General features: G+C 71.4%; 19 protein-coding genes. 12 read left to right on the top strand and 7 right to left on the bottom strand.

Translation table 11 applies throughout. From position 1 onward, the window contains the following. Nucleotides 1–106: 106 nt before the first annotated feature. Nucleotides 107–844, top strand: coding sequence for a TetR/AcrR family transcriptional regulator (locus tag HTZ77_RS02545; RefSeq protein ID WP_175587756.1), 738 nt, complete (start codon nt 107–109; stop codon nt 842–844). Between the two features lie 7 nt (nt 845–851). On the opposite strand, the gene HTZ77_RS02540 is transcribed toward HTZ77_RS02545, so the two are convergent. From HTZ77_RS02540 to HTZ77_RS02530, 3 genes are all read right to left on the bottom strand, one after another. Continuing rightward, nucleotides 852–1484, bottom strand: a complete 633-nt coding sequence (locus tag HTZ77_RS02540) for a class I SAM-dependent methyltransferase (RefSeq protein ID WP_328808377.1) — start codon at nt 1482–1484, stop codon at nt 852–854. 78 nt (nt 1485–1562) lie between these two features. Next, nucleotides 1563–2561, bottom strand: coding sequence for a CU044_5270 family protein (locus tag HTZ77_RS02535; RefSeq protein WP_175587755.1), 999 nt, complete (start codon nt 2559–2561; stop codon nt 1563–1565). Further along, complete coding sequence (locus HTZ77_RS02530; RefSeq protein ID WP_328808376.1) at nt 2558–3148, bottom strand: RNA polymerase sigma factor; 591 nt, start codon at nt 3146–3148, stop codon at nt 2558–2560. Before HTZ77_RS02530 ends, HTZ77_RS02535 begins: the two co-directional genes overlap by 4 nt. A 226-nt stretch (nt 3149–3374) precedes the next feature. Between HTZ77_RS02530 and HTZ77_RS02520 the strand changes: the two genes are divergently transcribed. Together HTZ77_RS02520 and HTZ77_RS02515 are read left to right on the top strand one after the other, a co-directional pair. Continuing rightward, nucleotides 3375–4925 carry a serine hydrolase domain-containing protein gene (locus HTZ77_RS02520; RefSeq protein ID WP_235994130.1) on the top strand — a complete coding sequence of 517 codons (1551 nt, stop codon included), beginning with the start codon at nt 3375–3377 and terminating at the stop codon, nt 4923–4925. Between the two features lie 55 nt (nt 4926–4980). Beyond that, nucleotides 4981–5766, top strand: a complete 786-nt coding sequence (locus HTZ77_RS02515; RefSeq protein WP_175587753.1) for a MerR family transcriptional regulator — start codon at nt 4981–4983, stop codon at nt 5764–5766. A 244-nt stretch (nt 5767–6010) separates the two neighbouring features. Here the strand turns inward: HTZ77_RS02515 and HTZ77_RS02510 are convergent, their stop codons facing one another. Both HTZ77_RS02510 and HTZ77_RS02505 read right to left on the bottom strand, forming a co-directional pair. Next, a complete protein-coding gene (locus tag HTZ77_RS02510; protein ID WP_328808375.1) occupies nt 6011–6934 on the bottom strand; it encodes a MurR/RpiR family transcriptional regulator in 924 nt (307 codons plus the stop codon). A 107-nt stretch (nt 6935–7041) separates the two neighbouring features. Continuing rightward, on the bottom strand, nt 7042–8472 hold the full coding sequence (locus tag HTZ77_RS02505) for a glycoside hydrolase family 3 protein (protein ID WP_175587751.1): 1431 nt from the start codon (nt 8470–8472) through the stop codon (nt 7042–7044). Nucleotides 8473–8638: 166 nt separating this feature from the next. On the opposite strand from HTZ77_RS02505, the gene HTZ77_RS02500 reads away from it, so the two are divergent. Together HTZ77_RS02500 and HTZ77_RS02495 are read left to right on the top strand one after the other, a co-directional pair. Further along, nucleotides 8639–10195 carry a glycoside hydrolase family 10 protein gene (locus tag HTZ77_RS02500; RefSeq protein ID WP_175587750.1) on the top strand — a complete coding sequence of 519 codons (1557 nt, stop codon included), beginning with the start codon at nt 8639–8641 and terminating at the stop codon, nt 10193–10195. Nucleotides 10196–10212: 17 nt separating this feature from the next. Next, nucleotides 10213–11313 (top strand): anhydro-N-acetylmuramic acid kinase, encoded by a 1101-nt coding sequence (locus tag HTZ77_RS02495; protein WP_175587749.1) that lies wholly within the window; start codon nt 10213–10215, stop codon nt 11311–11313. Between the two features lie 34 nt (nt 11314–11347). On the opposite strand, the gene HTZ77_RS02490 is transcribed toward HTZ77_RS02495, so the two are convergent. Next, on the bottom strand, nt 11348–11992 hold the full coding sequence (locus HTZ77_RS02490; RefSeq protein ID WP_175587748.1) for an FHA domain-containing protein: 645 nt from the start codon (nt 11990–11992) through the stop codon (nt 11348–11350). 181 nt (nt 11993–12173) lie between these two features. Here HTZ77_RS02490 and HTZ77_RS02485 point away from each other — a divergent pair, with 181 nt between their 5' ends. The 7 genes from HTZ77_RS02485 (at nt 12174) to HTZ77_RS02455 (ending at nt 21146) form a co-directional block, all read left to right on the top strand. Continuing rightward, the gene (locus tag HTZ77_RS02485; RefSeq protein WP_175587747.1) at nt 12174–13295 is read left to right on the top strand and encodes a citrate/2-methylcitrate synthase; all 1122 of its coding nucleotides are present in this window, start codon (nt 12174–12176) and stop codon (nt 13293–13295) included. After that, nucleotides 13292–13585 carry a DUF3017 domain-containing protein gene (locus tag HTZ77_RS02480; protein WP_175587746.1) on the top strand — a complete coding sequence of 98 codons (294 nt, stop codon included), beginning with the start codon at nt 13292–13294 and terminating at the stop codon, nt 13583–13585. Before HTZ77_RS02485 ends, HTZ77_RS02480 begins: the two co-directional genes overlap by 4 nt. Nucleotides 13586–13638: 53 nt before the next feature. Further along, nucleotides 13639–14853 (top strand): NADP-dependent isocitrate dehydrogenase, encoded by a 1215-nt coding sequence (locus HTZ77_RS02475; protein WP_175587745.1) that lies wholly within the window; start codon nt 13639–13641, stop codon nt 14851–14853. 142 nt (nt 14854–14995) lie between these two features. Next, on the top strand, nt 14996–16030 hold the full coding sequence (locus HTZ77_RS02470) for a polysaccharide deacetylase family protein (RefSeq protein ID WP_175587744.1): 1035 nt from the start codon (nt 14996–14998) through the stop codon (nt 16028–16030). A gap of 321 nt (nt 16031–16351) precedes the next feature. Beyond that, nucleotides 16352–17617: an RNA-guided endonuclease InsQ/TnpB family protein gene (locus tag HTZ77_RS02465; RefSeq protein WP_407940469.1), complete on the top strand. Its 1266-nt coding sequence runs from the start codon at nt 16352–16354 to the stop codon at nt 17615–17617. 121 nt (nt 17618–17738) lie between these two features. Next, nucleotides 17739–20117 carry a serine/threonine-protein kinase gene (locus HTZ77_RS02460; protein ID WP_175587743.1) on the top strand — a complete coding sequence of 793 codons (2379 nt, stop codon included), beginning with the start codon at nt 17739–17741 and terminating at the stop codon, nt 20115–20117. A gap of 54 nt (nt 20118–20171) precedes the next feature. Further along, nucleotides 20172–21146 (top strand): malate dehydrogenase, encoded by a 975-nt coding sequence (locus HTZ77_RS02455; protein WP_175587742.1) that lies wholly within the window; start codon nt 20172–20174, stop codon nt 21144–21146. 361 nt (nt 21147–21507) lie between these two features. On the opposite strand, the gene galE is transcribed toward HTZ77_RS02455, so the two are convergent. Then, nucleotides 21508–22455 (bottom strand): UDP-glucose 4-epimerase GalE, encoded by a 948-nt coding sequence (gene galE, locus HTZ77_RS02450; protein WP_175587741.1) that lies wholly within the window; start codon nt 22453–22455, stop codon nt 21508–21510. Nucleotides 22456–22483: the final 28 nt, after the last annotated feature.

Here is a 22483-nt window from a genome sequence, read left to right as displayed (position 1 = left end):
TCCTCGCACTGGTGCTTCTGGTGGACGCATCGATAATAACGACGTTAACCAGTGTTCGATAACATCGATAATAACCCCGGTATCCGGATCGCGTTATCATTGGTGGATGCCGGTTGATCCAGACGCCGCAGGGCCCAGTGCCACGGCGCGCGAGCAGACCCGCCGCCGGATCATCGACGTCGCGATCGACCTGCTGGAACGGGGGGGCCGCGACGCGATCACCACCCGCGCGGTCGCCGACGCCGCCGGTCTGCAGCCACCGGCCCTCTACCGGCTGTTCGGCGACAAGGAGGGGCTGCTGGACGCTGTGGCCGAACACGGCTTCACCCGGTTCCTGGCCGCCAAGCACATCGACCCCGACCCGCAGGACCCGATCAAGGAACTACGCGTCGGCTGGGACATCGCGGTCGAGTTCGGACTGGCCAACCCCGCGCTGTACGCGCTGATGTACGCCGAACCCGCCAGGTCCACCACCGCTTTCCGGGCCGGCCTCCAACTCCTCATGGAGCGCATCCGCCGCCTGGCCGTCGCGGGCCGGCTGCGCGTCGAGGAGGGCCTCGCGGCCCAGATCATCCACGCCACCGCCCGCGGCGCCGTCCTGACCTGGCTGTCCCTGCCCGAGTCCCAGCGCGACCCCGCACTCCTCCTCGAACTGCGCGAAGCGATGATCATCACCGTCACCACCCAGGAACCGGCCGTGCGCGAACAGGGCCCGGCCGGCGCCGCACGCGCCCTGCGCGCCGCGCTGCCCGACCAGAGCGTCCTCAGCCGCGCCGAACAGCGACTGCTGACGGAATGGCTGGACCGCCTGTCCGCACGGCCCGCCCTCGACCCGGACGCGTGAGCCTTCGTCAGGTGGTGGGTCTGCGGGCGGCGAAGCGCTCGATCACGCCGAGCTTGAACCGGTCGTGCCGCTCCACCACGTACCCCATGGCGGTGACCCGCGGCAGCGGCCGGCGGCGGAAGTGCTCGCCCTGCAACGGAACGCTCACCAGGTCGGCCGCCGCCTGCAGGACCCGGACCGGCCAGGAGGACGAGGCGACGTGGTCGGCCAGCAGGAGCAGGCCGCCCGGCCGCAGCACGCGGTTCATCTCGGCGAGCGCCCGCGACTCGTCCGGGATCGCGCACAGCGCGAACGTGCAGACCACCGTGTCGAAACAGGCACCGGGGTACGGCAGCGCCTGCGCGTCGGCCTGCCGCAAGTCGGCCGGAACGCCGAGTGAGTGGGCGCGGCTCCTGGCCACCGCGAGCATCGCCTCGCTCCACTCGACGCCGGTCAGTCGCACGTCGTCCGGGTAGTGCGCGAGGTTCAGGCCGGTGCCGATCGCGACCTCCAGCACCTCGCCGGCGGCCTGGCGGCAGAGCCACTCGCGGGTGTCGCCGAAGAAACGGCGCTCGGCGAACGCCATCCGCCGGTCATAGGTCACGGCCTGGCGGTCCCAGTAGCCGCGCAACCGGAGGTCCCGTCCGTCGGAGTCGGCCACCGCGTCACCAGCCCTTCTCCCGGCCCTGCGATCGACCCTACCTACCGGGATCACCGCCCGCGCGCTCCCCGCGGGTGCCTACTGCTGGGGACGGGTCCCCGGCTTGTCGACGACCTTCGTCTCCAGGTGCGCGGACCACACCAGGGGGGCGCCCGCCTTGACGGTCCCGGCCAACTTCATGACCTCGGGCGGAGCGGCCGGTCCGCCCTCGCCGGGGAACGGGTGGTCGGCGACGTTCTCGCCGTAGACGCCGAGGAAGCGGTAGTCCTCGGCGCCGACGATGATCTCAAAACGTTCCCGCACCCCGGTGTAGGCGAAGGCGACGCCGTGGCGGCCCGCGGCGTCCACGGCGTCCTGCTTGACCGAGACACCGTCGATCTTCGGCAGGGCCCGGAACAGCGCCGCGCGGACCTGCGGGGTGAGCGGCTGCCCGCCCATGAGCGTGCTGATCGTCTGGAACGCGCGCTCCTGCTCGGGCATCCCCATCTCGAACGGAGAGGCGGGAGTCGCGGCGACGGACGCCCTGACCTTGGCGAGCACCGCGTCGGGCGTGACGGGCTCCTGCGCCAGGTCGGCGCCCTTGAGACCGGTGCCCACCTTCTCGATGATGATCTTACCCGTGCCGTCGTCCATCGCCAGTCGCTCGCCGTCCAGGCTGTACCAGAGCTCCAGGGTCTCGCGCTTGTCGAGATCCACCTCGGGCCGGGGCTCGGCGATCAGCGGGGCGAGCGACTCCTTCACGTACAGCCACTGCCCCGGAGAGGGGGTTCTCGTGTAGGCCTCGTCGTGGTCGCGTTCGGCCGCCTTGGCGGCCCGCTCGCCGAGCTCCCTGACGTCGGCGTACGCGGTCGAGCGGTCGTCGCCGCGTACCATGCCGTAGCCGACGAGCAGGGCCGAGGCCGCCACGGTGGCGATCCCGAACCGCCAGGCCAGGCGCGGGATGCGGAACGTGCGCCGCCTCGCCGGCCGGGGGAGCGGTTCGCGCATCGCCCGCATGAGCTGGGCGCGTGCCGCGTCCTTCGCCTCGCGGGTGATCACCGGGGTGGTCCCGAGGAACTGCTTGATCTCGTCCATCATGCGACCTCTCGTGTCGGATCGTCGCCCCCGAGGGCGACCCGTGCCTTCTTGCGCGCTCGGTGGAGACGTGAGCGGACCGTCCCGATCGGCACCTTGAGCACCGCCGCGACCTCCTCGTACGTCAGTTCGCCCCACGCCACCAGCAGCAGCACGTCGCGGTCGGCGGAGGACATGGACGCCAGCGCCCCCGCGAGCCGGCGGTCCACCTCCTGCGCGGCCACGCGGCCGACGACCGTGTCGGCCATCGGCGGCTCGGACAGCGGGTTCGCGCCGGTACGGCTCAGGGCCCGCAGGAACCGCTCCTCGCCGCGCCGATGTTTGGCGATGAGGTTGGTCGCGATGCCGTAGAGCCAGGGGCCGGCGAGCCGCTGGGCGGGGTCGTAGGAGGCGCGGCTGCGGAAGGCGGTCAGGAACGTCTCGGCCGCGATGTCGTCGGCCGCCTGAGTGCCGAGCCGCCTGGCGACGAAGCGGTGGATCCGCTCGATGTAGCGGTCGAACAGGCCGGCGAACCGTTCCGGGTCTTCCCGTGACCAGCGGATCAGCTCGGCGTCGTCCACCTCGGCTGCGTCCACCTCAGTTGTGTCCACCTCAGCCGTGTCCACCTCAGCCGTGTCCACCTCAGCTGGGTCCGCCGGGTGCGTTTGTGTCATGTCCGTCTTTTCCCGATGTGGCGGATCGAGTTCTCGCCACCCACGCGACGCGCTGCGACTGTGATCCAGATCACGGTTGAGGTTGACCTCGGGTCAGGGTGGAAGCTCGCCGCAGCGACACGACGTCGCCCCGGACACAGCAGATCAGAAGGAGCCGACCACCATGTCCCTCACCCTTTCCGACCAGGACAAGAGCACCCTGCGGACCGCCGCGTACGGCGCGGTCTCGCTGATGGCCGCCGCCGGCGCCGCCGGCCGGCCCCACAGGGTCGCCACCGACGGCGCCCTCGCCCTGGCGTCGGCGACCGGCCTGGTCGGGCACGTGCTCGCCGTGAAGGCGAAGGACGTCGACCTGAAGGGCACGTCCACCGCCGAGCTCGCCGACCAGGTGCTGCCGGCCCTGACGGCAGCCATGAGCCTGCTGAAGGAGCGGGACCCGGCCGAGGCCGGCAACTTCCGCGGCACCGTCCTCGTCGCCGTCGACGCCGCCGCCCGGACCCGTCAGGGTGAGCCGAGCCCCACCATGGCCGAGATGGCCCGCAAGATCACCGCGGCCCTCGACGCCGCCGAGGCGGCCACCGCGGACGGCGGGGCCGTGCCGGAGGCCGCGGCCGGGCAGGATCGCCCGGAGCTGCGGAAGGCGATCGAGGAGATCGTCGGCTCCGGTTTCACCGGGATCACGCTGCGGGTGCACGACGAGCGGGGCGAGTGGGCCGCCAGCGCCGGGGTGGCCGAGCTGGGCGGCACCGCGAAGCCGCCGATCGACGGGCACGCCCGGATCGGCAGCAACACCAAGACCTTCACCGCGGCGCTGGTGCTGCGCCTGGTGGCCGAGGGCAGGATCGAGCTGGACGCCCCGGTGGCCGACCACCTGCCCGAGTTCGGCCTGGACGAGCAGATCACGGTGCGGATGCTGCTGCAGCACACCAGCGGGCTGTTCAACTTCACCGGCGAGGTCCAGGACGACGGGACGCTCGCGCCGGGGATCCCCATGCCCTACGGCCCCCTGGGGAAGGAGTGGCTGGACGACCGTTTCCACGCCTACCGGCCCGAGGCGCTGGTACGGCTGGCGCTGTCCAGGCCGGCGCGGTTCGAGCCGGGGACGGACTGGAGCTATTCCAACACCAACTACGTGCTGGTCAGGCTGCTGATCGAGAAGGTCACCGGCCGGTCCTTCGCCGAGGAGATGCGGCGGCTGATCCTGGAGCCGCTCGGCCTGTCGGGCACCGTGGTGCCGGACGCCTCGCCGGAGATCCCCGCGCCGCACGCCCACGCCTACTACCGTCACGAGGAGGACGGCCGGACCAGGACGGTCGACATCACCCGCCACAACCCCTCCTGGGTCTCCACCGGCGGTGACATGATCTCGACCACGCGCGACCTGCACACGTTCATCTCCGCGCTGATGGGCGGCGAGCTGCTGCCGGCCCCGCTGCTGGCCGAGATGTGCACGCCCGAGACCAAGGTCGGCTACGGCCTGGGCGTGTTCGTGCAGAAGACCGCCGGCGGCGGCACCGTCATCACCCACAACGGCGGCATGGCCGGCTACGCCACGCTGATGTACAGCACCCCCGACGGCAGCAGGACCCTGACCGCCGCACTGAACTGTGTGGACGACGCCGACCTGTCCATCGCGACGGCGTTCCAGAGCGCCCAGCAGAGGCTCGTCGACGAGGTGTTCGGCGGCGGGCAGGCCGGTCCGGCTCAGCCCTGAACGCGGGGCGGGCTCGAAGACAAGGCAGGCTGAGCAGATAAGGCAGGCTGAGCAGATGAGGAACGGAGTCACGATCGGGCAGGCGGCGGCATTCGTCGGTGTCACGGTGAAGACGGTGCGGCACTACCACAAGCTCGGGCTGGTCGAGGAGCCGGAGCGCGACAGCTCCGGCTACCGGCGGTACGGATCGGCCGAGCTGTTGCGGCTGGTGCAGACCCGGACGCTGGCCGCCGCCGGGGTGCCGCTGGCCGAGATCGGGCCCCTGCTGGACGCCGACGCCGAGCGGTTCGCCGCCGCGCTCGCCGACGTCGAGCGGCAGCTCACCGAGCGCATCGAGGAGTTGATCGCGCGACGTGACACGCTGCACCGGCTCGCCGACGGCGACCGGGCCCTGCTGCCCGACCGCGCGGTGGCGCTGCTGGAGCGGCTGTCCGGTCTCGGCTTCCCCGCGGAGGAGGTGGCGGCCACCAGGGAGGGCTGGGTGCTGGCCACGGCCCTGGTCCCCGAGGGCTTCGACGACTACCTCACCCATGTCGAGCACGCCCTCGAAGACCCCCGGTTCGTCGCCTTGATCAAGCGCGGCGCCGAAGCCGCGGCCTGGGAACCGGACGACCCGCGCATCGCCGAGCTCGCCGCCGCCATGGCCGACCACTTCCTCGCCAACCCCGAACACCTGAAGATCGTGACCGGTCTGCAAGCCCGCACCGAGGCCGCGACCCGGTACAAGCTGATCTCCCTTCACGGCGAGGAGCAGGGATCGGCCGCGGCCCAGGGGGTCGCGCTCGTCGAGACCAAGCTCCGCGCCGCCGGCGTCCGCATCCCCAGACCGGACTCCCACTGACCGCGCCGTGCTCCGGTCCCCGCGCCCGGGCGACCTGCCCACGGGCACACCGCCATGGACGTTCCGGTGGTACGCCGTGCAGCACCCCACCTCCCGTTCTCCCGGCAAGCGCCTGTCCGTCCTCGCCAAGGACGTCCTCACCGAGTCAGCCAGGACCGGGGGGCGGTAGGCCCCCACACAGGGGCGCTGCCCGAGCGCCGCTCCGCGCGAAGTGCCCCCCGTGAGGACCGTGCTCGTGCGGGCGTCAGCGGAGGCGGTAGCGCTCCGTGGCCTCGCGGGTGGCACGGATGGCGGCGTCCGCCGTGTCGTACGTGCGCTGGGCGAGCCCGACGAACACGCAGTCCACGATCAGGAGCTGGCTGATGCGGCTGGCCAGCGCCCCCGGCCGGTAGGCGGTCTCCCGTCCCGCCGACACCATCGTGTGGTGGGCCAGGCCCGCCAGCGTCGAGCGCGGGTTGTTGGTGATGCCCACGACCATGGCGCCGGCCTCGGCGGCCGTGCGGGCCGGGACGAGCACGTCGGGCGTCTCCCCGCTGCAGCTGATGGCCACCGCCACGTCGCCCTCCTTGAGCAGGGCGGCGCTGGTCAGCGCCAGGTGGGCGTCCGCGAACGGGTGGCTCGACAGGCCGATCCGCAGCAGCTTCTGCGACATGTCCGCCGCCACCAGGCCCGACGCGCCGACCCCGTAGACGTCCACGCGGCGGGCGGCGGCGATGGCCGTGACCACCTCGCCGAGCTGTTCGGGGTCGAGCTGCGCGGCCGTGTCCGCCAGCGCCTCCGACTCGGCCCGCGCGACCTTGGCGATCACGTCGGTGAGCGGGTCCTCGGGGCCGAGGTCGCCCGGTACGAGGCGTTCGGGCTCCTTGGCGACCGCCACGGCCGCCGCCAGCGCGAACCGCAACTGGGAGTAGCCGCTGTAGCCGAGCACCCGGGCCGTGCGGACGATCGTCGCCTCGCTCGTGCCGGACACCGAGCTGAACTCGGTGATCGTGCTGCGCACCACCAGCTCGGGGTCGTCGAGGATGATGCGGGCGATGGCCCGCGCCGCCGGGGTGAGGGAGGGGAGCACGGCGCGGACGGCGGCGGCGGGGTTGGCGGGCTCGGGAGGCAGGGCGGCCCGGCTCGGACGGGCAACCCCGGTCCCCGCCCCCGCCCCCGCCCCGTCCACGGACCCACCGGCGGGGCGGTCAGTCCCACCGGTGGGGTGGTCAGTCCCACTGGCGGGGCGGTCGGGGCCGATGGCGAGGCCGTCGGGTCCACCGGCGAGGCGGTCGGTCATCGGGTCAGCCATTCGGCCGCCGCGCGCGCCGACACGCGGGAGATGCCGTGCGTGGCGACGTGCGCCGCGCCCTGGGGCGGCCCGGCGATGCCGGTGTCCACCACGATCGTGTCCGGCCGCGCCCGTACGGCCTGCTCCACCCGTTCCCGCACCCACGCGTGCCGGGCCGCGTCGTGGACGGCGAGCACGACGGGCCGCTCGTCGAACGGCGGCAGCTCGCCCCCGTCGGTCATGCGCACCCGCTCGGTCCCCGGCAGCAGCTCGGCCAGCGCCGCCGTGAGGCCCGTCGGCATGGACGGGTCCACGGCCTGGCTGAGCCGCGTGTTGACCTCCACGACGAGCGGCGAACGGGTGAGCCGGGCCGTGCCGGTCGTGGTCAGGGCCGCCCTGGCCGCCTCCAGGCCCACGCCGGGGTCGGCGTCGGCGACGGCCTTCTCGCGGGCCGCCGCCTGCTCGGCGTACCAGCGGGAGACCGCGCGCACCCGCGACGCCGCCTCGGCCAGGCGCTCCTCCGGCAGGACGCCGTCCCGGACCGCCGCCACGACGGCGGAGCGCAGCTCGGCCAGGCCGTCCTCGGTGACCAGGCCGGCGCAGACGGCGTCGGCGCCGGCCGCGAGCGCGCGCACCGCGATCTCGCCGGGGGAGTGCAGCGCGGCGACCGCCCGCATCTCGATGGCGTCCGTGACGAGCATCCCGTCGAAGCCGAGCTCGTCCCTGAGGAGCCCGGTCAGGATCGTCCGGCTGAGCGTCGCGGGCGCGTCGGGGTCCAGGGCGGGGACGAGCAGGTGACCGCACATGATCGACCGGACGCCGGCCTCGACGGCGGCGCGGAACGGCGGCAGGTCGCGCTCGGCCAGCGTCTCGCGCGTGACGTGCACGGTGGGCAGGTCGAGGTGCGAGTCGGTGATGGTGTCGCCGTGCCCCGGGAAGTGCTTGGCGCAGGCCGCGACCCCGGCGCCCTGCACGCCCCGCACGTACGCGGCCGTGTGCCGGGCGACCAGGTCCGGCTCGGGGCCGAACGAGCGGACGCCGATGACGGGGTTGGCGGGGTTGGCGTTGACGTCGGCCGAGGGCGCGTAGTCGAGCGTGATGTCGGCCTCGGCCAGCATCCGCCCGATCTGGCGGCCGACCCGCTCGGTCAGCTCCACGTCGTCCACGACGCCGAGGGCGCGGTTGCCGGGGAACGAGCTGCCCCGCTCGACCTCCAGCCGGGTCACCGCGCCGCCCTCCTCGTCCACGGCCACGACGACGGCGGGGTTCTCGGCGCGCAGGCGGCGCACCACCTCGGCGTCCGGCCGGTTGCGGGCGAACAGCACCACGCCGCCGAGGCCCTCGCCCAGCGCCCGGCGCATCCAGTCGGGAACCTCCACGCCGTCGTAGCCGGGTTGCAGCACGGCGTACGCGAGCCCGTACAGGTCAGTGGTCATGGGACCTCCTTCGCCGGTCCCGTGACCAGGCGGCTGTGGGGGACGATGATGTCACCGGTGACGCCGGGGCAGGCGTGCGCGGCATTTTCCTTCACGATTATTGAACTGAAGGTAATTTTCTGTCATCGTCGCCCTCGACACAACCGCTTCCGAGAGGCCACCCCCCATGCCGAGCAGAAGGACAGTCCTCAAAGGTCTCGCCCTCGCCGCCGCCACGTCCACGGTGCCACTGCCCGCCTACGCCGACCCGACCACCAGCCCCACCGCCGAGGGGGCCGCGTACGTCCCGCCGCTGCACCAGATGCGCGGCATGTGGATCGCGTCGGTGGCCAACATCAACTGGCCCTCGAAGCAGGGGCTGTCCGCCGACGAGCAGAAGGCCGAGTTCATCGCCTGGGCCGACCTGGCCGTGCAGCGCAGGCTCAACTCGGTGTTCGTGCAGATCAGGCCGACCGCCGACGCGTTCTGGCCGTCGCCGTTCGAGCCGTGGTCGCACTGGCTGACCGGTGTGCAGGGGCAGGACCCCGGCTACGACCCGCTCGGCTTCGCCGTGGCCGAGGCCCACAAGCGCGGCCTGGCCTTCCACGCCTGGTTCAACCCGTACCGGGTGTCGATGCAGACCGACCCGTCCAAGCTGCACCCGGACCACCCCGGCCGCAAGCACCCCGACTGGATCCTGCCGTTCGGCGGCAAGCTCTACTACAACCCCGGCCTGCCGGAGGTCCGGAAGTTCTGCCAGGACGCCATGCTCGACGCGCTCACCCGCTACGACATCGACGGCCTGCACTTCGACGACTACTTCTACCCGACCAACACCACGGCCTTCGACGACAGCGCCGCCTTCGCCCAGTACGGCGCCGGCTTCCCCGACCTGGCCACCTGGCGGCGGCACAACGTCGACCTCATGGTCTCGGAGATGCAGCAGCGCGTACGCGAGGCCAAGCCGGAGGTCGCCTGGGGCATCAGCCCGTCGGGCATCTGGCGCAACAAGGCCAGCGACCCGCTCGGCTCCGACACGAGCGGCGGCCAGTCGTACGACGGCCTGCACGCCGACACCCGCGGCTGGGTGAAGAAGGGCTGGCTGGACTACATCGCGCCGCAGCTCTACTGGTACATGGGTCAGCCGCCCGCCGACTACTCCAAGCTCGTCCCGTGGTGGTCCGACGTGGCCAACGGCACCGACACGCTGCTGTGGATCGGCCAGGCCGCCTACAAGGCCGGCGACCCGGCGCAGGTGGCCGACTGGCAGGACCCCGCGGAGCTGTCCGACCACCTCACGCTCAACCGCGCGCACCCGCAGGTGTCCGGCGACATCTGGTACAACGCCAACGACGTGCGCGTCGACCGCATCGGCTCGATCAGCACGGCGGTCAACAACCACTACACGCGTCCCGCGCTCGCGCCGGTCGTGCCGCGCCTGGCCGGCGGTGAGCCGCCGCACCGGCCCGTGCTCGCCTACGCGCTGCGCCGCTCCGGCGGCGTCGAGGTGCGCGCGGTCGCGACCGGGCGCGACGAGCCGTTCCTGTTCGCGATCTTCCGCTTCTCCGGCAAGCCCGGCCAGGCCGCGTTCGACGACGCCCGCAACCTCGTGGCCGTCGTCCCCGGCGACCGGCAGGTGCGCTGGCTCGACCCCGAGGGCAAGCGGGGAGACCACTACCACGTGGTCGCCGTGGACCGGGTCAACCGGACCAGCAAGCCCAGCAACGGCTTCGTGGTCATCTAGCACGGGCAAGGAGCGCGATGCGGGTTCTGGGCCTCATCTCCGGCACCTCGCACGACGGCATCGACAGCGCCGTCGTGGACTGGTCGCTGAGCGACGGCGTCCTCACCGGCGTGGTCGAGCACACCGGTGAGGAGCCGTACGAGGCCGGGCTGAGGGCCCGCATCGTGGCCGCCCTGCCACCGAACCGGGTGGACATGGGCGAGGTGTGCGCGCTCGACACCCTCATCGGCCAGGCGTTCGCCGAGGCGGCGGAGCGCGTGCCGCGGGCCGAGCTGATCTGCTCGCACGGGCAGACGCTCTTCCACTGGGTCGAGGACGGCCGGGTCAGGGGCACGCTCCAGCTCGGCCAGCCCGCCTGGATCGCCGAGCGCACCGGCCTGCCGGTCGTCTCGGACGTCCGGGCCCGCGACGTCGCGGCCGGCGGGCAGGGCGCGCCGCTCGTGTCGTACCTGGACCTGCTGCTCATGGCCGGGCTGCCGGGCCGTTCCGGCGCGCTCAACCTGGGCGGCATCGCCAACCTGACCGTGCGCGAGCCCGCGATCGCCTACGACACCGGGCCGGCGTGCGCGCTCATCGACGCCGCCGCCCCGCCGTACGACGAGGACGGGGCGCTCGGCGCGGCCGGCACGGTGGACGAGGCACTGCTGGCGGAGCTGCTGGCCGAACCGTACTACGCCGAGCGACCGCCGAAGTCCACGGGTAAAGAGTTGTTCGCTCCCGGCTACGTCAAGGCCGACCTGCCGCTCCCCGACCTGGTGGCCACGCTGACGGCGCTGACCGCCGAGACCGTGGCGGCCGAGATCCGCCGGCACCGGCTCGACACGGTGATCGTGTCGGGCGGCGGCGTCCGCAACCCCACGCTCATGGGCATGCTGCGCGCCCGCGTGCCGGACACCCGGCTGCTCACCAGCGACGAGCTCGGCGTGCCCGCCGGCGCCAAGGAGGCCATCGCCTTCTCGCTGTTCGGCTGGCTGACCGCGCACGGCCTGCCCGCCACCGTGCCGAGCTGCACCGGCGCCACGGGGGCGCGGGTGTTGGGCACGCTGACGCCGGGCTCCGATCCGCTGGCGCTGCCGGCGCCCCTCGCCGAGGCGCCGGTGGCGATCCGCTTCGCGTAGCCGTCCGTACGAGGGACGGCCGGCGAGGAGTGACCTACGAGGCCCGGCGGCCCGCCGCGGACGGCTGGTCGGCCGGGGTGCCCGTGCGCTGCGGCGGCACCACGGGGGTCGGCCGGACCAGGCCCAGCGCCACCACCTCGTTGGCCAGCCGGGTGCGCCGGTTGGTGCCCTCCGGGATGCGGAACTTCTGGTACAGCCGCAGCAGGTGCTGCTTGACCGCGGCCTCCGTCACGACCAGGTCGTCGGCGATCTCACGGGCCGTCGCCGGGGCCACGAACGCCTCGTCGGACAGCGCCGGCCGGCAGAGCGAGGTCAGCACGTCCACCTCGCGCCTGGTCAGCTCCGGCGCCGCCGCCCTGCGCAGCTCGACCTCCGGGGTGAAGTCCTCGCGGGGGACCCCGCCGATGCGGCCGCGCGCCGCGCCGAAGGAGACGACGTCGCCGTCGTCAAGGACCCTCCGGGCGATCGGCCTGCCATTCACCCGCGTGCCGTTGCGGGACAGGCCCAGATCAACGACGTACAGGTAGGGTCCTCGCCTGACGAACTCGGCATGGAGCCGAGACACGCTGGGGTCGGTCAGCCGGATGTCGACACCGCGGCCCCTTCCGACCGTCGTGATCTCGGGGCGCAACGGGACCACCTCGCCGGTGTCCTCGATGCGTATGAACGGCCCCTCCACGGCAGTTCCTCCCCAGGTAGCCCGCCGTAACTCTTACTACAGCTCCGGCTTACCCAAACGAGGGGATGGGGAATCGCCTTTGCCATAAGGAGAATGACACGTGAAATTGGTCTGGACCTTCGCGGACGGTTTTGCCTGCTCACGGGTAGACTTCCACCGAAGATAACCGGAGGAAACACTCATGGCGGACAAGCCCACGAAAGGCCTGGCCGACGTCGTAGCCGCGTCCACGGCGCTGAGCGACATCGACGGTAAGGCCGGTCGCCTGTTCTACCGGGGATACGACATCCACGACCTGGCAGGCAGAGCGACGTTCGAAGAGACCGCCCATCTGCTCCAGCGGGGCAAGCTGCCCAACCGGGAGGAGCTAGACGCCTTCGGGGAAGAGCTGGCGCGTGGCCGCGAGCTCGGAGCGCTCGCCGCGGCGAACATCGCCGAGATCGCCGAGAAGCAGAAACCGATGGAGGCCCTGCGCAGCCTCGTCTCGCTGTCCGCCGCGGACGATCCCGACCGTGACTCGATCGCCCCGGACGCGAACCTGCGCAAGGCCGCCCGTCTGACCGCGCAGCAGCCGCTGCTCGTGGCCGGCTACCACGCGGCCCGGACCGGGGGCACCCCGCCGGAGCCGAACCCGGAGCTGAGCATCGCGGGCAACTTCCTGCTCCAGGTCACGGGCCGCGAGCCCGGGGCGCGCCAGGTGGAGATCTTCGACGCCTGCCTGGTGCTGCACGCCGACCACACGATGAACGCCTCCACGTTCGCCGCCCGGGTGTGCGCCGCCACGCTGTCCGACATGCACTCCGCGATCGTGGCCGCCATCGGCACGCTCAAGGGCCCGCTGCACGGCGGCGCGAACGAGCAGGTCATGAAGACCCTGGAGTCGCTGTCGCCGGACGACGTGGCGCGCTCGGTCAGGGAGAAGCTGGCCGCGCACGAGAAGATCATGGGCTTCGGCCACCGGGTCTACAAGACGGAGGACCCGCGGGCCACGCACCTGCGCCGCATGTCGCAGGAGCTGGCGGAGGCGGCGGGCGACGACACGTACTACCGGATGTCCAAGGAGATGGAGGAGGTCGTCCTCGAGGAGAAGGGCCTCTACCCGAACGTCGACTTCTACGCCGCGACGGTCTACCACTACCTCGGCATCCCGACGGATCTGTTCACGCCGGTCTTCTCGATCAGCCGCATGGCGGGCTGGACGGCCCACGTGATCGAGCAGCACGCCGACAACCGCCTGATCCGTCCCGACAGCGAGTACATCGGAGAACGGGACCAGAAGTGGAAGCCGATCGAGGAAAGGTGACTCCATCGGATGAGAGTTGGGGGCCGTACCCGCTGATCCTGGCGGGTGCGGTCGCGGCCGTCGCCGTGACCCTGCTGGTGGACCCGCGGTGGGGCGGGTTCACGCTGGGCGGCGCGGTGATGGTGGCCGCCGCCCTGCGCTTCGCGGGGTACGGCGGCCAGCTCGCCGTGCGCAGCAAGAAGACGGATGTCGTCACGCTGGGCGTGTTCGGCTTCATGCTCGTGCTGACCTCCCTGTTGCTGGGGAACAACGAGCTCAAAGCCCTCATCATGTCCCTTTTCGCACGCTGACTCGGCGGTCCGATAGCCTCGACGCATCAATTCATTGAAGGGGAACCATTCGCATGCCCAAGATCAAGGTGGAGGGTCCGGTCGTCGAGCTTGACGGCGACGAGATGACCAGGATCATCTGGCAGTTCATCAAGGAACAGCTGATCCTTCCCTACCTCGACGTCGACCTGAAGTACTACGACCTCGGCATCGAACACCGCGACGCCACGGACGACCAGGTCACGATCGACGCCGCCAACGCCATCAAGCAGTACGGCGTGGGCGTGAAGTGCGCCACGATCACCCCCGACGAGGCGCGGGTGGAGGAGTTCGGCCTGAAGAAGATGTGGCGGTCGCCGAACGGCACGATCCGCAACATCCTCGGCGGCGTCATCTTCCGTGAGCCGATCATCATGTCGAACGTGCCGCGCCTCGTACCGGGCTGGACCAAGCCCATCGTGGTCGGCCGTCACGCGTTCGGCGACCAGTACCGCGCGACCGACCTGAAGATCCCCGGCGAGGGCTCGCTGACCCTGACCTTCACCCCGAAGGACGGCTCCGAGCCGATCGAGCTGGACGTCTACGACTTCCCCGGCCCGGGTGTCGCCCTGGCGATGTACAACCTGGACGAGTCGATCCGCGACTTCGCGCGCGCGTCCATGCGGTACGGCCTGGCCCGCAACTACCCGGTCTACCTGTCGACGAAGAACACGATCCTCAAGGCGTACGACGGCCGCTTCAAGGACATCTTCGCCGAGGTCTACGAGAACGAGTTCAAGGCCGACTTCGAGAAGGCCGGCCTGATCTACGAGCACCGCCTGATCGACGACATGGTCGCCGCGGCCCTGAAGTGGGAGGGCGGCTACGTCTGGGCGTGCAAGAACTACGACGGCGACGTCCAGTCCGACACCGTCGCGCAGGGCTTCGGCTCGCTCGGCCTGATGACCTCCGTCCTGATGACGCCCGACGGCCGCACCGTCGAGGCCGAGGCCGCCCACGGCACGGTGACCCGGCACTACCGCCAGCACCAGCAGGGCAAGCCGACCTCCACCAACCCGATCGCCTCGATCTTCGCGTGGACGCGCGGCCTGGCCCACCGCGGCAAGCTCGACAACACCCCCGCGGTGACCGAGTTCGCCAACACGCTGGAGCAGGTCTGCGTCGAGACCGTCGAGGGCGGTCAGATGACCAAGGACCTCGCGCTGCTGGTCGGCGGCGACGCCGAGTGGCTGACCACCCAGGACTTCCTGGCCGCGCTGGACGAGAACCTCAAGAAGAAGATGGCTTGATCGTCGCGTTGGGGGAAGGGCCGCCTCAGGGCGGCCCTTTTCGCTGTTCCGGGCCATCTCTTGGGACTTCGGCGGGCGTGGCGTAGTTGATCACCGGGGTAGGAGCCTCCCAAAGGAGTCGTACCTGTCTCGGGGGGTTCGGATGCGACTGCGTGTCTCGATCGGGGTGGGCCTGGCCGCGGTGGTCGTGCTCGCGGGCTGCGGCAGTGATCCCGCGCCCAAGTCCGGCACCGGCAAGGCCGACACGGCGGCCCAGACCAAGCAGACCCGCGCGGCCAAGCTCGCGGCCGCGGCCAAGGTCAAGGCGAACGAGCTCGGCCAGGTGCCGGTGCTCATGTTCCACCGCGTCATCAGGAACCCGACGACCACCGACGACAGGACCCCCGAGCAGTTCCGCGCCGACCTCGAACGGCTGGCCAAGGACGGCTACGTGCCGGTCACCGCGGCCGAGTTCGTCACCGGCAAGATGGACATCCCCGCGGGTGCGCACCCGGTCGTGCTCACCTTCGACGACTCCTCGCCGTCGCAGCTCACCCTGGACGAGGTGGGCGTGCCCAAGCCGGAGACGGCCGTCGCCATCCTGCGCGAGGTGGCGGCCAGGCACCCCGGGTTCCGGCCGGTCGCGACGTTCTACGTGACGCGCGACATGTTCGGCAAGACCGTGCCTGAGGAGCAGGCCGAGACGCTGCTGTGGCTCAAGCAGAACGGCTTCGACATCGGCAACCACACGCGCGACCACGTCAACCTGCGCGGCAAGTCGAAGCAGGAGGTCGAGGAGCAGATCGGCTCGATCGCCCAGCAGATCGGCGCCCTCACCAGCGTCAAGCCGGTCACGCTGGCCCTGCCGTACGGCAACCAGCCGAGCCACAAGGAGTGGGCCGCCCGCGGCAAGCTCGGGAACGTGTCCTACGACCACAGCGGCGTCTTCCTGGCCGGCTACACCCCGGCGGCGTCACCGTTCAGCCGCTCGTTCGACCCGCTCGGCATCCCGCGCATCAGGGCCATGGACAAGAAGGGCGACTGCGCCCAGTTCTGCTCCACGGCGTGGCTCGACTGGTTGAAGAGCAACCCGGACATGCGCTACACCTCGGACGGCGACGTGACGACGGTGGCGTTCCCCAAGTTCAAGGACCCGTTCCTGCGCACCACGTACAAGACCCGCGCCCTGCCGTACTGACGCGCCGGTAGCCGATGTTCCTGTCCCCGCGGCCAAGCTAGCGGACGTGGTCGATGACGAGCCGCGTGTCGTTGGATGGGGCGGTGAGCGGGTCGCCGGCAGGTCCTTTACCAGCCTGCTCGGCCGGGTGGCAGGTCTTCGAACTGCTTGTGGAACGGTTGAGTGGCTTGGGGACAATTCACGCGCCTCGACCTAAAACTAACCACGTGATTCGCATATTGGGCAACGGAGTTCTTCGAATTGGGAGGAATCGGATTCCTGCGCCCAGGGCTACTAGGAAAGCCGGATAGTCGCCAGGACAATTCGGCCTCCTGGTCCGTGGTGACCGGTGATGCGGCAACGCGGTTAAAGTTGTCGGTCCTGCTGTGTAGGTTGGCGATCGTGGCGGTGGCAGTGACTGTGGGCGGGCACGACGGGTGTGCCCGCTACACATACCGGCTGCGTCTGTCGTCTGCGGCGTGTGCCGGACTGCTGGCGGAGTGGGATCGGTGTCGCTGGGTGTGGAACCAGTGCGTGGCCACCTCCCGCGCCGCGCACCAAGCAAGGCTGGAGTGTGGTCCGGCGAGGCTGGACAAGCTGCTGACCGGCTGGCGGGCCGAGCATGAGTGGCTGGCCGGCGGGGCGTCGGTGCCGCAGCAGCAGATCATCCGTGACTTCGCCCGCTCCCGGACCAAGGCCCTGAGGGACATCAAGGCCCGGCTGCCACTCAAGCGGCGGGCGGGGATGCCCCGGTTCAAGAAGAAGGACCTGGCCCGGCCGAGCTTGAACTACAGCCGGCGCGGGTTTCGGCTCAAGGATGGCCGCCTGCATCTGGCGGGCGGGATCGTACTGACAGTGGTGTGGTCGCGGCAGTTGCCCGCCGATCCGTCGTCGGTGCGCGTCTACCTTGACAGTCTCGGGCATTGGTACTGCTCGTTCGTCGTGGCGGCGCGGGTGGAGCCGTTACCCGCGACCGGCCGGGTGATCGGGATCGACTGGGGTGTGGCGCAGGTCGCGACCACCACCAGCGATGATCACGACCTCGTGCACGCCGGGCACGGCCGAAAGGCGGCCGAACGGCTTGCCCGCTACCAGCGGATGATGGCCCGCCGCAAACCTCGGCCCGGCCAGCCCGCGTCCCAGGGCTACCGCACGGCCAGGCGGCAGGCCGCCCAGGCGCACCGGAAGGTGGCCCGGCAGCGGCAGGACGCGGCGCGGAAGTGGGCCAAGAAGGTCGTGCGCGACCATGACGTGCTGGCGGTGGAGGACTTCCGGCCGAGGTTCCTGGCCAAGACGAGCATGGCGCGCAAGGCCGCAGACGCGGCCATCGGCGCGGCCAAGGCCGGGCTGGTCACCATGGCGCGCAAGCACGGCCGCGACGTGCGCTTGGTGCATCCGGCGCACACCACGATGGACTGCGCGCGGTGCGGAGCGAGAACCAAGCACGCGCTGCCGCTGTCGGAGCGCACCTACACCTGCACCACGTGCGGAGCACTGTCCCCGAGGGACAAGAACTCCGCCCGCGTGATGCTTGTCCGGGCTGGTCTGGCCCCGGCTGGTGCTGACCGCGTAAGACCCGACCGTCCGCCGGACAGCCGGGCAGCGTGAGCCAGGAATCACCCGCTTTCGGGCGGGGGAGCAGTCAAGAACGGTTAACGCCTCCCTGAGGACTTCCCGCGCGTCGTAAAGTTTGCCTCATCGGGTCATAAGTACAATGTGGGGAAGACGAATGCCGCAGATCTCGCCGCTGGTGACCGGCGACCCCGGCGAGGTGGGGTCGTTCCGGCTCACCGGACGGATCGGGGAGGGCGGTCAGGGCATCGTCTACCTGGGCGTCGACGAGCAGGGGGAGCGTGCCGCCATCAAGCTCCTGCACGTCAAGTTCAGCGGTGACCAGATCGCGCGCTCCCGCTTCGCCAGGGAGCTCAAGGCCGCCAAGCGGGTGGCGTCGTTCTGCACCGCCCGGGTCATCGAGGCCGATCTCGACGGCGACACGCCGTACATCGCGAGCGAGTACATCGACGGGCGCGCCCTGCGCGACATCGTCGACACCGACGGGCCGCTGCGTGGCACGGTCCTCGACCGGCTGGCCATCGGCACCGCGACCGCGCTGACCGCCATCCACCACGCCTCGATCATCCACCGCGACTTCAAGCCCGACAACGTGCTCATCGCGGCCGACGGGCCGCGCGTGGTGGACTTCGGCATCGCCCGCATCATCGACTCGACCGGGACCATCACCAGCCGGGCCATCGGCACCCCCGCCTACATGGCGCCCGAGCAGATCGCCGGCGACGACGTGGGGCCCTACACCGACGTGTTCGCGTGGGGCGCGACCATCGCCTTCGCGGCCTCCGGCAAGGCCGCCTTCGAGGGCAACTCGATCGCCGTCGTGCTCAACCGGATCCTCAACCACGAGGTCGACGTGAGCATGATGCCGGAGCCGCTGCGCGGCGTGGTGCGCTCCGCGCTGGCCAAGTCGCCCGAGGAGCGGCCCTCGGCCGACCAGATCCTGCTGCGGCTGCTCGGCCAGCCGGAGACGTCCGGGGCCTCGACGGCGGTGCTCACCCGCGGCGTCCAGGTGGCCAGCGACGACACCACGCCGTTCCTGCGGGTCTCGTCCACCCTCGCCCCTCCCGGCGCGCCGCGCACCACCACCGGCGGCGGTCAGTCCGCGCCCGGTGCCCCCCAGACGCACGGCGGGGGGACGTCCGGGGTTCTCACCGGCACGCCCGGCGCGCGTCAGGGCACGGCCGGGCACACCGGCGCGCCCGGCCAGACCGGAGGGGCCTCCACGCCCACCGGCGGCGGGTTCGGGTACGACTCCGACGACCCCGACGCCGAGACCTCGCTCATCCGCTCCTCCGCCCTGCCCTCCGAGGCCCCGCCGGGAGTCGCCGACCACGACCACCGGACCGGCCACGACCACCGGACCGGCCACGACCATCGCGCCGACCACGACCATCGCGCCGGCCGCCCCGCGCAGGACGGCCGACAGGCGCTCGCGGGGCTGCTCCTGCCCGCCGGGCAGCAGGCGCCCGCCGACCGGCAGCCCGCGGCCTTCCAGGGGGCCGAGCACCAGCCTCCTGCGGCGTTCCAGGGAGCCGAGCACCAGGCTCCTGCCGCGTTCCAAGGGGCCGAGCACCAGCAGCCCGCGGAGGTTCGGGGGGCCGAGCACCAGCCGTCCGCCGGGCACACCGGCGTGCCGCCCACGCCCCCCACCCAGCTCGGCGGCCGTGGCCGCCGCCGCAAGGTGCGGTGGATCATCCTGGCCGCCGTGCTCGCCGTCGTGGTGGCCGCCGTCGCCGTCGCCAACGACTGGCCGCGGCGCATCTTCGGCCAGGGCGCGATCGGCTCGACGACCCCGTCGACGAGCGCGTTCGACAGCGTCGTCGACAAGGTCGCGAGCACCGGCAAGCTCGTCATCGGCGTGAAGGGCGATCTGCCCGGCATCGGTCTGCAGCGCGACGGCGGCTATGAGGGGTTCGACGTCGAGCTGGGCAAGCGGATCGCCGCCGAGCTCGGCGCGAAGGACACCTCGTTCGTCCGGGTCAGCGTCGGCAACCGCGACGACATGCTGGCCGACGGCTCCGTCGACCTCGTGCTCGCCACGTACTCCATCGACAAGAGCGGCGTGGAGTTCGCCGGCCCGTACTACCTGGCCCACCAGGACGTGCTGGTGCCCGACGGCACCGGCATCGAGAAGATCGAGGACCTGAAGGGCCGCAAGATCTGCGCGGTCAACAGCCCCTCGGTCGGCAAGGTGCAGGCACTCGTGGACGTGGAGCCGGTCCGGGCCGGCAACTACGCCGAGTGCATGGACAAGCTGCGCAGCGGCCGCGTCGACGCGGTGCCCGGCGACGACCTCATCCTCGCCGGGTTCGCCGGCCGCGAGCCCCTCCGCTACAAGATCATCGGCGCGAAGCTGAGCAACGAGCGCTACGCCGTCGGCATCCGGGGAGGCGACGTGCGGACCTGCGAGGCGGTCAAGGGGGTGATCGCCGACTTCTACCAGATGGGTGTCATGAAGGAGCTGTTGACCAGGTATTTCGCCAAGGTCGACTTCACCTTGGAGCTGAAGGCGCCCGCGATGGAAGCCTGCGGGTGACGAGCGGGTAGCATCCCAAAGTCAATGATTCGTCCTGCGAGTTAGGGGAAGGCCATGGCCACGCCCGTCAAGGTCACCGTCACCGGAGCCGCCGGTCAGATCGGCTACGCGCTGCTGTTCCGCATCGCGTCGGGCCAGCTGCTGGGCGCGGACGTGCCGGTCAAGCTGAGCCTGCTGGAGGTCCCGCAGGCCGTGAAGGCGGCCGAGGGCACCGCGATGGAGCTCGACGACTGCGCGTTCCCGCTGCTGTCCGGCATCGAGATCACCGACGACCCCAACGTGGCGTTCGCCGGCGCCAACGTCGCCCTGCTGGTCGGCGCCATGCCGCGCAAGGCCGGCATGGAGCGCGGCGACCTGCTCGGCGCCAACGGCGGCATCTTCGGCCCGCAGGGCAAGGCGATCAACGACCACGCCGCCGACGACATCAAGGTCCTCGTCGTCGGCAACCCGGCCAACACCAACGCGCTGATCGCGCAGCAGCACGCCCCCGACGTGCCGGCCGAGCGGTTCACCGCGATGACCCGCCTCGACCACAACCGCGCGCTCTCCCAGCTCGCCGCCAAGCTCCAGGTGCCGGTCGCCGAGATCAAGCACATGACGATCTGGGGCAACCACTCGGCCACGCAGTACCCCGACCTGTTCCACGCCGAGGTGGGCGGCAAGGTCGCCGCCGAGCAGGTCGACTCCGAGTGGCTGCGCGAGACCTTCATCCCGACCGTCGCCAAGCGCGGCGCCGCGATCATCGAGGCGCGGGGCGCGTCCAGCGCCGCCTCGGCCGCCAACGCCGCGATCGACCACGTCCACGACTGGGTCAACGGCACCGAGTGGACCTCGGCCGCGGTCGTCTCCGACGGCTCCTACGGCGTGCCCGAGGGCCTCATCTCGTCCTTCCCGGTCCGCGCGACCGGCGGCCGGTTCGAGATCATCCAGGGCCTGGAGATCGACGCGTTCTCGCGTGAGCGCATCGACGCCAGCGTGGCCGAGCTCGCCGACGAGCGCGACGCGGTCAAGTCCCTCGGCCTCATCTGAGAGCTCCTCTCGGCTGAAAGCAGGCGCGCGTCCCGTCCGCGGGGCGCGCGCTTCGTTTTGCGCGGACCCCGCTGTGCCGCGGACCCCGCTGTGCTGTGGATCCCGCTGTGCGCCCACCCGTACGCGACGGCCTACGGCTGGGCGGCCGAGGTGACGGGAGCGGGGGTGTTCGCCTCACCCGATCCGGGGCAGGGTGACCCCGAGGGGGCAGAGGGAGCTGATGAGGCCGTGGCGAACACGACTCCGGCGGCGGCCGCGACGCTGCCGAGCACCACGGTGGCGCCGAAGAGCAGCTTCGTGACCCATGGGGAAAAGCTCCTCACATTTCGGTATCACAGCACATATCGCATGGCCTCATGCGTCATTCGCCGGAAAGCGCGTCCCAGGCGTCGGCGACGATGTCGCGGATGGACGCCCGCTCGGCCTTCCAGCCCAGCTCGCGCTGGATCTTCTCCGACGACGCCACGAGCACGGCCGGGTCGCCGGCCCGGCGCGGCCCGACGACGGCGGGGATGTCGTGGCCGGTGACCTCGCGGCAGACCGAGATCACCTCCTGCACGGAGAACCCGGTGCCGTTGCCCAGGTTGTAGATCTTGTGCTGTCCCTCGGTGACGGCGTCGAGCGCCAGCAGGTGGGCGCGGGCCAGGTCGCTCACGTGGATGTAGTCGCGCACGCAGGTGCCGTCGGCCGTCGGGTAGTCGGTGCCGAACACACTCACCGACTCGCGCTCGCCGGTGGCGACCTTGAGCACGTTCGGGATGAGGTGGGTCTCGACCGTGTGCCGCTCGCGGAGGCGGCCGTAGGCGCCGGCCACGTTGAAGTAGCGCAGGCTGACCGCGCCGAGCCCGCGCAGGCCCGCGTAGGCGGTGAGCGCCGTGTCGACGGCCAGCTTGGAGGCCCCGTACGGGTTGGTCGGGCGGGTGGGGTCGCTCTCCACGATGGGGGAGCGCTCCGGCTCGCCGTACGTGGCGGCCGTGGAGGAGAACACGATGCGGCGCACACCCCGCTCGTGCATGGCCTCCAGCAGCGCCAGCGTGCCGCCGAGGTTGTGCGACCAGTACAGCCCGGGCTTCTCCACCGACTCGCCCACCAGCGACCTGGCCGCGAAGTGCAGCACCGCCTCCACGCCGGCCAGCGCGTCGCCCGCCTCGGTGATCGAGCCCTCGACGAACCGGGCGCCCTCCGGCACCGCGTCCGCGTGGCCGGTCGAGAGGTCGTCCAGCACCGTCACCTCGTGCCCCGCCTCGACGAGCTGGGCCGCCACGACGCTTCCGATGTACCCCGCGCCCCCTGTGACCAGAAGCCTCATGATGTCTACTCCTGTGCGAATATGTTTG

This window comes from Nonomuraea montanisoli, from assembly GCF_013363975.1.
In the GTDB taxonomy this organism is placed as follows: Bacteria; Actinomycetota; Actinomycetes; order Streptosporangiales; family Streptosporangiaceae; genus Nonomuraea; species Nonomuraea montanisoli.
The sequence above is the reverse complement of the archived record's forward strand: the minus strand, read 5'-3'. Positions and strand labels throughout refer to the sequence as shown.